The sequence below is a fragment of the Aeromonas sp. FDAARGOS 1402 genome (assembly GCF_019046925.1).
In the GTDB taxonomy this organism is placed as follows: Bacteria; Pseudomonadota; Gammaproteobacteria; order Enterobacterales; family Aeromonadaceae; genus Aeromonas; species Aeromonas caviae.
Genome location: NZ_CP077201.1, coordinates 2,364,303 through 2,378,541 on the forward strand (window position 1 = coordinate 2,364,303; position 14,239 = coordinate 2,378,541).

The window sequence follows — 14,239 nt, forward strand, 5'->3', positions numbered from 1 at the left end:
CTAGCTAAGCGGGAAAAAAGGGAAAATTCTGAGACATCACTCTAAAACAGCGGTTTTTGCGGGAATAGACCCTATTTTCCCCTCTGCCTCGCCATGGTTTTCCCATCCGTCATTGTCGGTGCTAAAATGCGACGGTTTTTTTAACGAATTGGCCCAAGGCCCTCTACACAAGGCTTAAAGATGAAAGTCAAAACCCGTTTTGCTCCCAGCCCGACCGGCTTTTTGCATGTCGGCGGTGCCCGTACCGCACTCTATTCCTGGTTGTTTGCAAAGAACCAGGGCGGTGAGTTTGTGCTGCGTATCGAGGATACCGATCTGGAACGTTCCACTCAGGAGGCCATCGACGCCATCATTGAGGGCATGGAATGGCTGGAGCTGAACTGGGATGAGGGCCCCTACTACCAGACCAAGCGCTTCGATCGCTACAACGCACTGATCGACGAGATGCTGGCTGACGGCCGCGCCTACAAGTGCTACTGCTCCAAAGAGCGTCTGGAAGCGCTGCGCGAAGGCCAGATGGCCAACGGCGAGAAGCCCCGCTATGACGGCAAGTGCCGGGATGGCGCCCACGATCACCCGGCCGATGCGCCCCACGTGATCCGTTTCCGCAACCCGACCGAAGGCTCCGTGGTGTTCGATGACCACGTCCGTGGCCGCATCGAGTTCGCCAACACCGAGCTGGACGATCTGATCATTCGCCGTACCGACGGTGCGCCGACCTACAACTTCTGTGTTGTAGTCGATGACTGGGACATGGAGATCACCCACGTGGTGCGTGGGGAAGACCACATCAACAACACCCCGCGCCAGATCAACATCTACAAGGCCCTGAACGCGCCGGTGCCGGAGTTTGCCCACGTCTCCATGATCCTGGGTGACGACGGCGCCAAGCTCTCCAAGCGCCACGGCGCCGTCTCCGTCATGCAGTACCGCGACGACGGTTACCTGCCGGAAGCGCTGCTGAACTATCTGGTGCGTCTGGGCTGGTCCCACGGGGATCAGGAGATCTTCACCCTGGACGAGATGATCAAGCTGTTCAGCCTGGATGCCATCTCCAAGTCCGCCTCCGCCTTCAACACCGACAAGCTCTTGTGGCTGAACAACCACTACATGCGCAGCCTGGATCCGGCTTATGTTGCCAAGCACCTGGCATGGCACATGGAACACCAGCAGATCGACACCAGCAATGGCCCGGCGCTGGCCGACGTGGTCACCCTGCTGGCCGAGCGCTGCAACACCCTGGTGGAGATGGCCGCCCAGAGCCGCTACCTGTTCGAAGAGTACGAGGCCATCGACGAAGCGGCTGCCAAGAAGCACCTGCGCGGCGTGGCTGCCGAGCCGCTGGCTCTGGCCAAGACCAAGCTGGCGGCCCTGGAGACCTGGACCACCGAGGCGCTGCACGAGCTGATTGAAGCGACCGCCGCCGAGCTGGGTCAGGGCATGGGCAAGGTCGGCATGCCGCTGCGTGTGGCCGTCACCGGTCTGGGTCAATCCCCTGCCATCGACGCCGTGATGGCGCTGGTCGGAAAAGAGCGTGTACTGGCCCGCATCGACCGCGCCCTGGCGTATATCGAAGCGCGCATGGCCGCCGAGTAAGCTTGCCGCCGCACATTGCCGTCACCGGTCTGGGGTAATCTCTCCCCTGCCATCGATGCCGTGATGGCGCTGGTGGGCAAGGAGCGGGTCCTCGCCCGTATCGACCGCGCTTTGGCGTATATCGAAGCGCGCATGGCCGCTGAATAAACATCGGCCATGGCATGAAAAGGGCTCCCTGACGGGGGCCCTTCGTATTTTGGCCTCAAGCGGATTTGCGACGTAAAACAGCGACATAGCGACGAGGTTGGCGGTAAAAACAGCTAACTGCCTGAATTTTGACTAAACGCTCCAGTGGGCGAGAATTTTGGGTTGACAGCAAAGCGGGTGATGCCTATCATGCGCCTCCGTTGCCAGAGATAACTTTGGTAGCGCCGAGGTGAGTTGGGGTTATAGCTCAGCTGGGAGAGCGCTTGCATGGCATGCAAGAGGTCCGCGGTTCGATCCCGCGTAGCTCCACCAAATTCTCCTCGAACAATCTGGAATCCAAGGGGTTATAGCTCAGCTGGGAGAGCGCTTGCATGGCATGCAAGAGGTCCGCGGTTCGATCCCGCGTAGCTCCACCAGGTTCTCGATTGATATGAAGTACCCAGGGCAGTGCGGTGTGTATCACCCAGGCCGACCTTTGTGGGGTTATAGCTCAGCTGGGAGAGCGCTTGCATGGCATGCAAGAGGTCCGCGGTTCGATCCCGCGTAGCTCCACCATTATTGAGGATGAATGGCCGCCAGAACCATTCATTGAGTACCGAATTTGGGGTTATAGCTCAGCTGGGAGAGCGCTTGCATGGCATGCAAGAGGTCCGCGGTTCGATCCCGCGTAGCTCCACCAAATTCAGAGTGATTCAGTGTCACTCACACACATCGGGGTTATAGCTCAGCTGGGAGAGCGCTTGCATGGCATGCAAGAGGTCCGCGGTTCGATCCCGCGTAGCTCCACCATCTTTCGCAAGAAAGCACCAAGGCCACCGCATCGCGGTGGCCTTTTTGTTTGCCTGTCATTTGGATTTCCCATGATCTCGCCCTTTGCATTTGTCTGGCAAATGGCGTTTCACCCTGTCCGCGAGGGCATCAGCGGCCCTGGCCGCCGCTGACGGGAGTGAGGGTGGGGATTGGCGCCGATGCCGCCATGGCCATGACGCGGGCTGCGCGGTGCCATCCTCTGCCGCGTGGCGGTTGGCTCGTTCGGTAGCCTGCGATGGCGCTTCACCCTGTCCGCGAGGGCATCAGCGGCTCTGGCCGCTGCTGACGGGGGTGAGGGTGGGGATTGGCGCCGATGCCGCCATGGCCATGGCGCGGGCTGCGCGATGCCATCCTCTGCCGCGTGGCGGTTGGCTCGTTCGGCAGCCCGCGGGATACGCCATCCGGCCCCTGGTGTCAGCACCGGGTTTCCCCGTCGGCAGGGTGCCAGCCCCCCGGGAAAGGGGCGAGGCGGGGGCAACAGGGTATTTATTAATCCCATGATGTGGCCCTTTGCATTTGTTTTTCAAATGGCCCTGGCACAAAAAAAGCCCGCGATCATCGCGGGCTTTGCACTTGGCATCGAGGATGCCGAGTCTTAGCGACGACGCCGCCAGGCGAGCGGCAACAGGGCCAGCAGCAGGGCGCCCATGGCGCCACCACCCCCCTTGCTCGCTTCCTTGAGCTTGAGGTCGACGATGACGGGGTCGTGGTCCGAGGCGCTGAAGGGGTTGTCCGACTTGATGAGATCGCCGGTGTAGGCGCTGCCATATTCGAACAGGTTGCTCTCGAAGGAGTTGATGTGCCAGTCGGCCACCGCCACCACCTTGTCAGCCAGCGCCGGGTTGGCGAGGGCGTAGTCCAGGGTGCCGAGCTCGGCCTCGTAGCTGTAGGAGATGGCCTTCTCCTGGTTGAACTTGACGTTCAGATCCACCAGGCCGTAACCCTTGGCCACCGTCTGGCCCATCTGTTCATAGGGCTTGTCGCCGATGTAGGTGTGGGAAGCGGAGCGGATCTGGCGCTCCCCCGCGACCGGCGCATAGTCGGTCAGCACCCGGATGGGATCCTCCTTGGCGTAGGAGTTGAAGTCCCCCACCAGCAGCACCTGGCCCGGCATCTTGCTCACCGCCTCCCCCAGCACCTTGGCGGCGCTCACCCGAAACTCGGTGCACTTGCCCTGCAGATCCGCAGGCTCCGTCTTGCCATCTCCGTTTTCATAGCAGCCCGACCCCTTGGACTTGAGGTGGTTGACCACCAGGGTCAGGGGGGCGTCGCTGCCCGCCACGGTGAAGCGCTGGACCAGGGAGTCCCGCTGACCGGCGCTCTTGGTGACGCCGCCCGTGGTGTAGCGCTGCTGGGGCAGGGGGATGACGTCGGCATCCCCGCTCGGGGTGAGCAGGGCGGGGCGGTAGATCATGGCGACCATGATGGCGTCGCCGCCAAAGAAGCGATCCTCCGTGAGCAGGGCCTTGGGCAGGGTGACGAAGGCATAGTGCTTGCTCGCCTCCTTCTGCCTGGCGTTGAGGCTTTCCACCAGATCGTGGAGGGCGGCGTGCTCGTCAAAGCCGTTGTTCTCCATCTCCATCAGGCCGAGCAGGTCGGCGTCCATCTCGGTGATGGCGTTGACGATTTTGGCGCGCTGCAACTGGAACTCCTCCAGGCTCTTGGCGCCGCGGTTGCAGCCCTTGGCGCTGTCCGCATCCGCCTGATCCGCGCAGAGCACGTTGAGGGCGCCCCCCACGCTGGAGTGGCTGGTGAAGTAGTTGAGCACGTTGAAGCTGCCGATGCGAAGGTCAGAGCCATCCAGCCGGGCCGGGGCGCTCTGGCGGTCGTTGTCGCCGGTGCGCAGCAGATCCCCCGCGGTGATGGTCTGATCCCGGGGCACGATCAGGCGGTACTCGTTGTAGCTGTAGCCGACCATGGCCTCCAGATTGACCGGGGCATCGCCGATGCGCAGGTAACCCTGCTCCGGCTCCCAGGCGGGCAGCCAGGGGAGCTTGCCGTCCCCCGCCTTGAAGTCCGACTCGAGGAAGACGCGGTTGCTGGCGTTGGCCTCGGCCAGCGCCACGGCCTCGGGGCTGCTCGCCACATGGAGCTGGGTCGGCTTCATCAGCGGGGCGCCGTGAGCGAGCACCAGGTTGTTGCGCCGGGCGGCATAGTCGTAGCTGAAGTTGCGGCTGATCTTGAGGGCGCTGTCGGCGTCAAGGCGCACCCGCATCCCTTCGTGACGCTCCAGGGCCCGGGCCAGGGTTTCCCCCTCCAGTACCCGCAGCGCCGTGGCGGCCGGGGCGTCGCCCTGGGCCAGGGTCGTCAGGCGCGGCGTGCTGCCGTCAAACAGGGGCTTGAGCTGGGTGTGGCCGTAATACTCCTCGACCTTGGCCTCCAGACAGACCAGGGCGCCCGGCTGGATGTCCGGGTACTTGCTGGCGAAGTTCTTGTCATTGAGGTAGACGAAAATGCCGTCCGACGTCTCGGGGTTGCCGTCCCCCTGCACATCCAGCAGGTAGAAGCCCTTGTTGAGGCTTTCCCCCAGACCCGAGACCACCGCCTTGACCGAGACGCTCTGGGCGCTTTCGAACTGATCGTCCGGGACGAGGGGGCTCTTGTCGCCGCTGCCCTGGATGGCGGGGATGGGGGTGAGGGCACTGTCGGCCGGGCAACTGAAGCCGGCGGCGTAGAGAGACGGGGACGCGAGCGCGAGCGCCACGGCCAGCGACAGCAGGGTAGGTGTTCCTTTCATGGGTATTCCTTTTTTTATTCTTGCCAGTGTTTCCATAGCCTTGGCATCGTGGCCAAGGGCGCGCATTGTCACATTTCTGGCAGCTCTGACCAGTGAACCAACGCACATTATGAGGAGACAAAGGAGCCCATCTGCCATTTTTTGACGTGGCTAACAGTTTGATATTGATGATCTATTTGTCATCAGGTGGGAGCGAAAAGTGTGAGGCGGCCAGCATTCACATATTTTCCTTCGAGAATAAAGATTGAGCAGTGGTCACTTGCTTCCTATACTCGAGCCGTTCCTCACGGAACCCAGGCAAAGGGCAAACCGGCAGTGATGCCGGGACGCAAAGCCTCCGATCTGTCCCATCCGGGCCAGACAGCGGGGTTACCCAGGGTGACTTGAGGGTTTGTGGCCCGTCCATGGCCTGTTGTCGCTCCCTTGTTCCCTGTTGCGATTGCGCTTTTCCCGGTATTGAAGCCAAGACAAAACAAGGAAGATAACAATATGCAACAGATCTTGAGGCCCAGCAGGCTTGCCATGCTGGTCGCCCTTGCGGCCGTCCCTGCCTGGGCGCAGGCCGCTTACCCCGCCTATCAGGCCGGCACCGCCTATCAGGCCGGCACCGCCTACAAGGCTGGCGACATCGTCAGCAACGCAGGCGCCCTCTATGAATGCAAGGAATTCCCTTACTCCGGTTGGTGCGGCGCGTCCCCCTATCACTATGCCCCCGGGGTGGGGGTGGTCTGGGCCGATGCCTGGAAGCTGTATGGTGGCGAGGTGCCGCCGCCGGCCCTGGTCGTCGCCATCGGCTCCCCCGCCGTGGGTGCCAGCGTCAGCGAGGGGGCCAGTGTGGCCCTGGCGGTGACGCTGAGCGGCCCGGTCACGGCGCTCGCCCGGGTGGAATACCTCATCGACGGCACCCTGGTCGCCACCGCCACGGCTTCTCCCTGGAGTGCCAGCTGGTCTGCTGCCGGTGCGGGCAATCACGCCCTCAAGGCCCGGGCGCTGGATAAAGACGGCAAGGTGCTGAGCGAGGCGGATTCGAGCTTCAAGGTCGCCGCCGTGGTGGCCCCGGAGGCGCCCAGGGTGAGCATCGCAAGCCCCGCCGCCGGCGCCAGGGTGACCCTGGGCCGCGCCCTCACCGTGAGCGGCAATGTCACCGACGCCAATGACGACGTCGCCAAGGTCGAGCTCTTCGTGAATGGCCAGAAGGTGGGCGAGGACACCAGCGCCCCCTGGCAGCTGAGCTGGACGCCCCAGAACAAGGGGCTGACCGGCCTCAAGCTGGTGGCGACCGACAAGACCAACCTCTCTGGCGAGTCGGCCCAGGTGGACGTGCAGGTGGAAGAGGCGGCCCTGCCCCCCACCGGCGGCAACCTCTCCTGCGACGTGCGCCAGATCTACCGCGCCGACGGCAGCGAGTGCATGGGGGATGACCACGGCCGCCGCGTCATCGGGTATTTCACCTCCTGGCGCACCGGCAAGAACGGCCTGCCCGCCTACCTGGTGAGCGACATTCCCTGGGACAAGATCACCCACATCAACTACGCCTTCGCGGCGGTGGACGAGCAGAGTCACACCATCAAGGTGGATGACGCCGCCACCAAGCTGACCTGGAACGGGGTGCCGGGCGCCGAGATGGATCCGGAGTTTGCCTACAAGGGTCACTTCAACCTGCTGTCCAAGTACAAGAAGCAGTACCCGGACGTGAAGACCCTCATCTCCGTCGGGGGCTGGGCCGATACCCGCGGCTTCTACGCCGCCACCACCAAGGGCGATTGCTCGGTCAACACCGCCGGCATCAACGCCTTTGCCGACTCGGCCGTGGGCTTCATCCGCCAGTACGGCTTCGATGGGGTGGATATCGACTACGAGTACCCCACCTCCATGAAGGATGCGGGCAACCCCAACGATTTCCCGCTCTCCAACCAGTGTCGCGGCAAGCTCTTTGCGAACTATGAAGTGCTGATGAAGACCCTGCGCAACAAGCTCGACAGCGCCGGCACCGAGGACGGTCGCAAGTACATGCTGACCATCGCCTCGCCGGCCTCGGCCTACCTGCTGCGCGGCATGGAAAACTTCCAGGTCACCCAGTACCTCGACTACGTCAACCTGATGACCTATGACTTCCACGGTGCCTGGAACCACTTCGTCGGTCACAACGCCGCCCTGTTCGACAACAAGGCGGATCCCGAGTTGTCCCAGTGGGGTGTCTACACCCAGGCCCAGTTTGGCGGCATCGGCTATCTCAACTCCGCCTGGGCGGCCCACTACTTCCGTGGTGCCCTGGCGGCGGGCAAGATCAACATAGGGGTGCCCTATTACACCCGTGGCTGGCAGGGGGTCACCGGTGGCACCCACGGTCTGGGTGGCAAGGCGGCGCTGCCGAGCCAGAGCGATTGCCAGCCTGGCACCGGTGGCAGCACCATTCCGTGCGGCAACGGGGCGGTGGGCATCGACAACATCTGGCATGACCTTGACAAGAACGGCAAGGAGATTGGCGGCGGCGCCGTGCCCATGTGGCATGCCAAGAACCTGGAGCACGCGGCCAGCCTCGGCATCACCACCCTGCCGAGCTACGGCCAGGCCTGGGGTCTGGATCCCAACAACCCGGCCCACGTGATGCAAGGCCAGTATGTGCGCTACTACGACGACAAGGCTCATGCGCCCTGGCTCTGGAACGAGCAGAAGAAGGTGTTCCTCTCCACCGAAGATGAAGAGTCCATGGGTCACAAGCTCGACTACATCGTCAAGCGGGGCCTGGGGGGCGTCATGTTCTGGGAGATGGCGGGGGACTATGACTTCGACGCCGCGAAGAACGAGTACGTGATGGGCAGCACCCTCACCAGCCTCGCCTACGAGAAGTTCAGCAAGGCCGACAAGGCGGCCCTGAAGCAGAATGATCTGCCGGCTCCGGCTGCCCAGCTCGGCATCGGCGTGAGCCTCTCCGGCTTCAAGGAAGGGGACTCCAACTACCCGATCAACCCGACCCTCAAGCTCACCAACAAATCGACCCAGACCATTCCGGGCGGCACCCGCATCGAGTTCCTGGTCCCCACCTCCACCTCAGACACCATCACCGACCAGAGCGGCATGGGACTGAAAGTGGTGGAGAGCGGTGGCAACCAGAACTCGGACGGCATCGCCAATGAGAAGGACTTCCACAAGGTGGCTCTGACGCTGCCGGCCTGGAAAGCCTGGACGCCGGGCACCGACGTGGAAGTGGCCATGACCTACTACCTGCCGGCCGCCGGCGTGCCGAGCGGCATGCGCCTGATTGCCGGCAGCCAGACCATAGGCCTGAAGTCCGACTTCCCGGCCCTGGCCGAGGCGGTGCTGGGCAGCAGTGGCGGTGGTGACGGCGGCAGCGGTGGCACCACCTGTGCCAGCCAGAACGTCAACCCGGCGGACTACAATGCCTATCCGGCCTGGCCGCGCGGGGATCACGCCAATGGCAACGACCGCATGACCAACGACAAGGCGGTGTGGCAGGCCAACTGGTGGACCAGCAGCGAGCCCAAGGCGGGCGACGGCAGCTGGAAACTGATATGCAGCTACTGAGTTGTCCAGGCTGCTATACCAGCAGCGAACTCAGAGTGGGCGACGGCAGCTGGAAGCTGGTGTGCAGCTACTGATGACCGTTTGAGCGGCAGGCCGGCACTTTGCATGGCCTGTTCTCTCGCAAGGCAATGACCCAATCCGGAGCCCAGGCTCCGGATTTTTTTGTGCCTTGTATCAGGAGAAGGAGGGGAAAAGGGCAGGGGCGGTGCCATAAAAAAAGACCGCTCCGAAGAGCGGCCAATTGCCACCAAGGCAATCTGCGGGGTGACCCCCTTGTCGATGTGTCGCGGCCCGGATGCCGAGTCGGGGAGATCCCCACCCCGCCAGCCGGGCCGCGCAGCTTTATTGGGTGACGGCGCCGCCCTGTTGCTCTTTCAAGAAGCTGATCCAGGGGGAAGCACGACCACTGACGTTGCCATTCTGGGCGGCCTGAGTGAAGGCGGAGAGCGCCTCCTTGGGCTTTTGCTGCTCAAAATAGGCGACCCCGGTCAGGAACTTCAGATCCGCCCGCTGCTCGCCGCTGGCGTTGGCGGCAGGCTTGGCGGCGAAGGCCACCAGATCCTGGTAGCGCTTGCTCTGGATCATCATGCGCGCCATCTTGAGCTGCAGCTCGGCATTGGGGGCCAGCTTGTAGGACTTGGCCAGGGTGTCGATGGCCGGGTCCAGCTCCTTGGCCTGATGCCAGTAGTTGGCCAGCGTCTTGTAGTTGGCCGCGGTGCTCTCGATCTGCCCCTCCTTCATGGCTTTCTCCATCACGCGGGCGGCGCGGTGGGGAATGCCGGCGAAGGCGAGGTAGTTGGCGAGCCGCTGCAACTCGTTGGCCTCGGTCAGCATGCCGAGGTTGTAGGCCCCTTCCAGTGCCGCCAGGGCCTTGGCATCGTTGCCCGCCTGCATGTGCATGGCCGAGAGCTGGGTCCAGTACTTCTTCTTCTCCGGGTAGCGGTCCACCAGGGCGGTCAGCACCTCGGTAGCCGGCTTGTACTGTTTCAGCTCGTAGTGGGCCGCCATCTTCAGCAGGTACCAGGACTCCGGCGCCTTGCCCGCGGAGAGCTTGATCGCGTTGTCCACCGCCGGAATGGCTTCCCGGTACTGCTTGAGCTGCACATGGGCGTTGGCCAGGGTGATGTAGGCGTGCGGGGTCGGCTTCTCGTCCTTGCCGAGGTTTGCGAACCACTCCTTCATGGTGTTGATGGAACCCTTGAAGTTCCCCTCCGCCATGTAGAGCTGGGCCAGGTTGTAGCGCACCTGCTGGGCCACCGGGGGCGGCAGGCCGCCGGTGGCGATGGCGTCGGCGAAGTACTTGGTCGCCTGACCGTACTTCTCCTGCTGCGCCGCCACGAAGCCCAGGGTCTGCAAAATGACCCCCTTGTCGTAGACCCGCTCGCCGGCGCCGGACAGCGCCTCCTGCAGCTTGGCATTGGCCTCGCCGTATTTCTTCTCGGTGATCAACGCCTGGGCCTTGTTGACCGCGCGGTAGGCGCGGTCAGACAGGGCGGGTTGTTCGGCGGCCCAGGTGGCGGTGCTGAGCAGCACCGCCATGGCCACCGGGGCGAGGATCAGGGTATGTAACTTTTTCATCGCCACCCTCCTTAGTTGGTCGCAAACTCGATCTCTTGCTGCATGCGACTGGCCTGCGGCTTGCCGTCCACCATGGCCGGCTTGAAGGTCCACTTGGCGATGGTCTGGCGCGCCGCCTTGCCGAGGTCATAGCTGCGGGGCTCTTCCTTGACGATGCGGATGTTGCTCACGGTACCGCGCTCGGTGACGGTGAACTCCACCAGCACCTTGCCGGACGCAAGACCGGCCAGGGCCGCCTTGCGGGGCATCATGGGCTCGAAGGTCGCCATCGGGATGGCGCCGTTGTTGCCGCCCATGCCGCCGCCACCGCCGCCGGTGCTGTAGGCACCCAAGGCGTTGCCGCCACCGATGTTGACCGGGATGTCGAGTTTGGGCATGTCCATGGGGGAGCTGTCCATCTTCGGCCTGTCCGTGCTCGCCACCTCCATCTCGGGCGGGGGCGGCGGGCGTTTCGGGGGCGGCGGCTTGGGCAGTTCCCGTTGTTTCTCTTGCAAGGTCTCCTGAGGCTTGAGGCGGATGAAGTCGGTCATGGTGACGTCCTCCCGCTCCGTCAGCTCCCGGTGATCCGGCGTGATGAGCTTGTTCATTCCCAGAAACAGGAAGAACACCACCACGCAGGAGACCGCTAACGATATCAGGTATCTCATGGCATTCGCTCCGGCATCAGCTGCTCTTGTCGGCGGCGATGGAGATGTTCTGGACACCGGCCATGCGGATCTGGTCCATGACCTGCACCACCAGACCGGAACGGGATTCGCTGTCGGCCTGGATCACCACGGCGCTTTCCGGGTTCTCCGCCCGCAGCCGCTCGATGTTGGCACGCACGGCACCCACTTCGACGATGCGCTTGTCGACCCAGACCTGGCCGTTCTCGCGGACCGCGACCATGATGTTCCCCTTCTTCACCGTCTCGGCCGTGCTGGCGCTCGGGCGGTTGATCTCCACGCCGGACTCCTTGACGAACGAGGTGGTGACGATGAAGAAGATCAGCATGATGAACACGATGTCCAGCATGGGGGTCAAATCGATGGCCGCCTCGTCAGCACCGCTGTCGCTGTGACGTTTTCTCATGGCAAAAACTCCTTGCTTGTTCTGTGCCCCGGCGGGCATGGCCCGGCCGGGGATGTGCATCCTGCATCAGCCGTGTTTCAGGTTGTCTTCCAGCTTCTGCACGGCCAGCTTGGCCTTGTGATCGAGCCGGCTGACAAAAAACAGGCCGGAAAGGGCGGCAATCATGCCCGCCATGGTCGGTACCGTCGCCTTGGAGATCCCCGAGGCCATCGCCCTGGGGGAGCCGGTGCCGGTGATGGCCAGGGTATCGAACACCTGCACCATGCCTACCACGGTCCCGAGCAGCCCCATCAGCGGGCAAAGGGCGATCAGCACCTTGATGACCGGCATCCCCTTGTCCACCGCCATGGCGACCTGGGAGACCAGCTCGCGGCGGATCTGCCTGGCGGACCAGGAGAGGTGATCGGTGCGGGCCAGCCAGGCCGTCTTGGTCTGTTTCACCTGCTGGGGATAGACCGCCATGAAGTAGAACCAGCGCTCCAGCAGCAGGGCCCACATCATCAGGGTCAGGAAGAACAGGGCGACCAGTACGTCGCCCCCCAATCCCAGAAACCGGCGGACCGACTCGACTTCTTCAATCAACCAGAACCACATGGGTGACTCCTTAGGCTGCGGCTTTGGCGGCGTGCAGACGTTCCTGATAACGGGCAACGAAACCGGCGCTCTGCTCTTCCAGTACCTGGATCAGACGGCGGCTCTGGGTCTGCACGATGGTGTAGAGGAACAGCATGGGCACGGCCACGACCAGACCCTGCATGGTGGTGACCAGGGCTTCGGAGATACCACCCGCCATCAGCTTGGGATCGCCGGTACCGAACAGGGTGATGGCCTGGAAGGTGGCGATCATGCCGACCACGGTACCCAGCAGACCCAGCAGCGGTGCCACCGAGGCGATCAGCTTGATGATGCTGATGCCCTTCTCGAACTTGGGCACGTTGCGCAGGATGATCTCGTCGAGCTTGGACTCCAGATCCTCGATGTTGTCACCCCGGTGATCCTGGTAGGCGCCCAGCATCTCGCCGATGGGGTTGCCCTTGATGATCTGATCGGATTTGAGCTGCTTGCGCATGGATCCGCCGATGAGGGAGAGGCGGGCACCGCAGAACAGCGCCAGCAGGGTGCCGATGACCCCCAGTGCCAGGATCACGTAACCCACGGAGCCGCCCTGATCGATGCGCTCTTTGAGGGTTGGCGACTGCACCAGCAGGGAGAGGATCACGCCGCGGGACGGGTCGATGAAGATGGGTTCGACGCTGCCGCCACCCTGTTCAAACTTGGCGACCGGTTCCAGCACCGCGTTCTCGGGCTGGCGGGAGAGTTGCTCGAACTTGCCGGTCTCCGGCACGAAGGTGAGGTACTTGCCTTCGGAGACGGTGTTGAACTCGCCTATCTGGGTCACGGTCTTCTGGGCCTGGTTGCCCTCGCCGTAGACCACGGTGGCCGGGATCTGGCTTACCTTGCCACCGTCGACCATGCGGCTGAGGGTGGTGGTCCAGAAGGCGGTCAGGTCATCGCTGGAGGGCAGCTCCTTGCTCTCGGCCAGGCGAGTCAGCAGGGCGGTCTGCTCGGGATGTTCGACCCGGCGGGCGGAGGCATTGAAGATCCCCTTGAATTCACCGGCGAACTGGCGCAGCACGCCAAACATCTCGCCCATGTTGCCGGAGCGCTGGCGCAGGGTTTCGGTCAGCTCGGTGAGCTGCTTGTCGTTGGCATCGAAGGTGGCCTTGAGCTTTTCGCCCCTGGCGACTTCGGCGGCGAGATCCGCCTTGGCCTTGGCGAGCAGGGCCCCTTGTTCGTTCTTGTCAGCCAGGAAGCGGGCTTCCCGCTCCTTGTTGAGCTGGGATTCGCTGGTGCTGGCGGCCTTGACCTGATTGAGCAGGGCGTTGAGATCCACCGGCTTCTCGGCGGCGGTCACCGGCAGGGTGACCAGGGTAGCGCCCGCGATCAGCGAGGCGATGGCAAGTTTGATTCCTTTCATGATGCTTTCTCCGCAGTTTGAACCGGCAGCTTGATGAGGGCGGGGGGCGCCTGCTTCTTCGCGATGCGAAGGCCTTGTTCAACCGCACTGCGATACTCCTGGGGCAGTACTTCCCACTGGCGGGTCTTCTTGTTCCACATGCCGGTCTCGTTGCCATCCGGGGACTGGTAGAGCAGGGCGATGCGGCCTACGCGCAGGAACTCGTAGGTCTTCTCGTCCCCATCCTTGTCCAGGCTTGCCTTGTAGGCTTCGATGGTGCGGCTGAAGCCCTCCTCGATCTGGTAGGCCTCGAGGATCTTGCGGTACTTCTCGGAGATGGTGACGTCGGCCCGGTTCATGAGATCGGTCAGGGCCGCCACGCGGTCCTCACGCTCCACCTTCTGGAACGGCAGGTCCAGGGAGACGAACTGCTCGAGGGAGTCGATCATCTTGAGCATCAAGGGCACCACTTCGGTGCTGGTCTGGTCGATCTGGGCGATCTGCTTTTGCATGGAGGCGAGTTCGGCGCTCTGGGAGTCGACCATCTTGCCCACTTGCTCGTTGTAGGCGCGCAGGCTGTCTACCTGGCGCAGGGCGGCCTTGTACTGGGCCAGGGCAGACTCGGCAGATTCGGCGTAGCTGTCGATCTTCTGCTGGGAAACTTTGGATGCATTGTCGGTGGCGGCTTGAGCGTCCACGGCCTGACCGGCGGTGGCGGCACTCAGATTGAAGCTGGTCAGCAAGGCAGCCGAAATCAGGCTGCCGAGGAGCGCTTTCTTCATTGTAATTGTCCTTGT

Annotated in this window: 9 protein-coding genes, 5 tRNA genes and 1 riboswitch; of the genes, 7 read left to right on the forward strand and 7 right to left on the reverse strand. The window is 63.2% G+C overall.

What is annotated here, in order from left to right; genetic code table 11:
• Positions 1-180 precede the first annotated feature (180 nt).
• From gltX to I6L32_RS11370, 6 genes are all read left to right on the forward strand, one after another.
• The gene (gene gltX, locus I6L32_RS11345) at positions 181-1,596 is read left to right on the forward strand and encodes a glutamate--tRNA ligase (protein ID WP_198497895.1); all 1,416 of its coding nucleotides are present in this window, start codon (positions 181-183) and stop codon (positions 1,594-1,596) included.
• Between the two features lie 383 nt (positions 1,597-1,979).
• A tRNA-Ala gene (locus I6L32_RS11350) sits at positions 1,980-2,055 on the forward strand.
• Positions 2,056-2,083: 28 nt separating this feature from the next.
• Positions 2,084-2,159 (forward strand) — tRNA-Ala (locus I6L32_RS11355).
• Between the two features lie 63 nt (positions 2,160-2,222).
• A tRNA-Ala gene (locus I6L32_RS11360) sits at positions 2,223-2,298 on the forward strand.
• Positions 2,299-2,346: 48 nt separating this feature from the next.
• Positions 2,347-2,422, forward strand: a tRNA-Ala gene (locus tag I6L32_RS11365).
• A gap of 34 nt (positions 2,423-2,456) precedes the next feature.
• Positions 2,457-2,532 (forward strand) — tRNA-Ala (locus I6L32_RS11370).
• 616 nt (positions 2,533-3,148) lie between these two features.
• On the opposite strand, the gene I6L32_RS11375 is transcribed toward I6L32_RS11370, so the two are convergent.
• A complete protein-coding gene (locus I6L32_RS11375; RefSeq protein ID WP_216943900.1) occupies positions 3,149-5,290 on the reverse strand; it encodes an ExeM/NucH family extracellular endonuclease in 2,142 nt (713 codons plus the stop codon).
• A 293-nt stretch (positions 5,291-5,583) separates the two neighbouring features.
• Positions 5,584-5,667: riboswitch (cyclic di-GMP riboswitch) on the forward strand.
• A 145-nt stretch (positions 5,668-5,812) separates the two neighbouring features.
• Between I6L32_RS11375 and I6L32_RS11380 the strand changes: the two genes are divergently transcribed.
• Complete coding sequence (locus tag I6L32_RS11380) at positions 5,813-8,836, forward strand: glycosyl hydrolase family 18 protein (RefSeq protein ID WP_216945159.1); 3,024 nt, start codon at positions 5,813-5,815, stop codon at positions 8,834-8,836.
• A gap of 342 nt (positions 8,837-9,178) precedes the next feature.
• On the opposite strand, the gene I6L32_RS11385 is transcribed toward I6L32_RS11380, so the two are convergent.
• From I6L32_RS11385 to I6L32_RS11410, 6 genes are all read right to left on the reverse strand, one after another.
• Entirely contained in the window at positions 9,179-10,414 is a 1,236-nt protein-coding gene (locus I6L32_RS11385) for a lipopolysaccharide assembly protein LapB (RefSeq protein WP_042014300.1), read from the reverse strand.
• Between the two features lie 11 nt (positions 10,415-10,425).
• Positions 10,426-11,061, reverse strand: coding sequence for an energy transducer TonB (locus I6L32_RS11390; protein ID WP_010675477.1), 636 nt, complete (start codon positions 11,059-11,061; stop codon positions 10,426-10,428).
• 16 nt (positions 11,062-11,077) lie between these two features.
• Positions 11,078-11,485 (reverse strand): biopolymer transporter ExbD, encoded by a 408-nt coding sequence (locus tag I6L32_RS11395; RefSeq protein WP_010675476.1) that lies wholly within the window; start codon positions 11,483-11,485, stop codon positions 11,078-11,080.
• A gap of 66 nt (positions 11,486-11,551) precedes the next feature.
• On the reverse strand, positions 11,552-12,079 hold the full coding sequence (locus I6L32_RS11400; RefSeq protein ID WP_045525714.1) for a MotA/TolQ/ExbB proton channel family protein: 528 nt from the start codon (positions 12,077-12,079) through the stop codon (positions 11,552-11,554).
• Between the two features lie 10 nt (positions 12,080-12,089).
• Complete coding sequence (locus I6L32_RS11405; protein WP_216943901.1) at positions 12,090-13,463, reverse strand: MotA/TolQ/ExbB proton channel family protein; 1,374 nt, start codon at positions 13,461-13,463, stop codon at positions 12,090-12,092.
• On the reverse strand, positions 13,460-14,224 hold the full coding sequence (locus I6L32_RS11410) for a DUF3450 domain-containing protein (RefSeq protein WP_010675473.1): 765 nt from the start codon (positions 14,222-14,224) through the stop codon (positions 13,460-13,462). The genes I6L32_RS11405 and I6L32_RS11410 overlap by 4 nt, the downstream gene beginning before the upstream one ends.
• Positions 14,225-14,239: the final 15 nt, after the last annotated feature.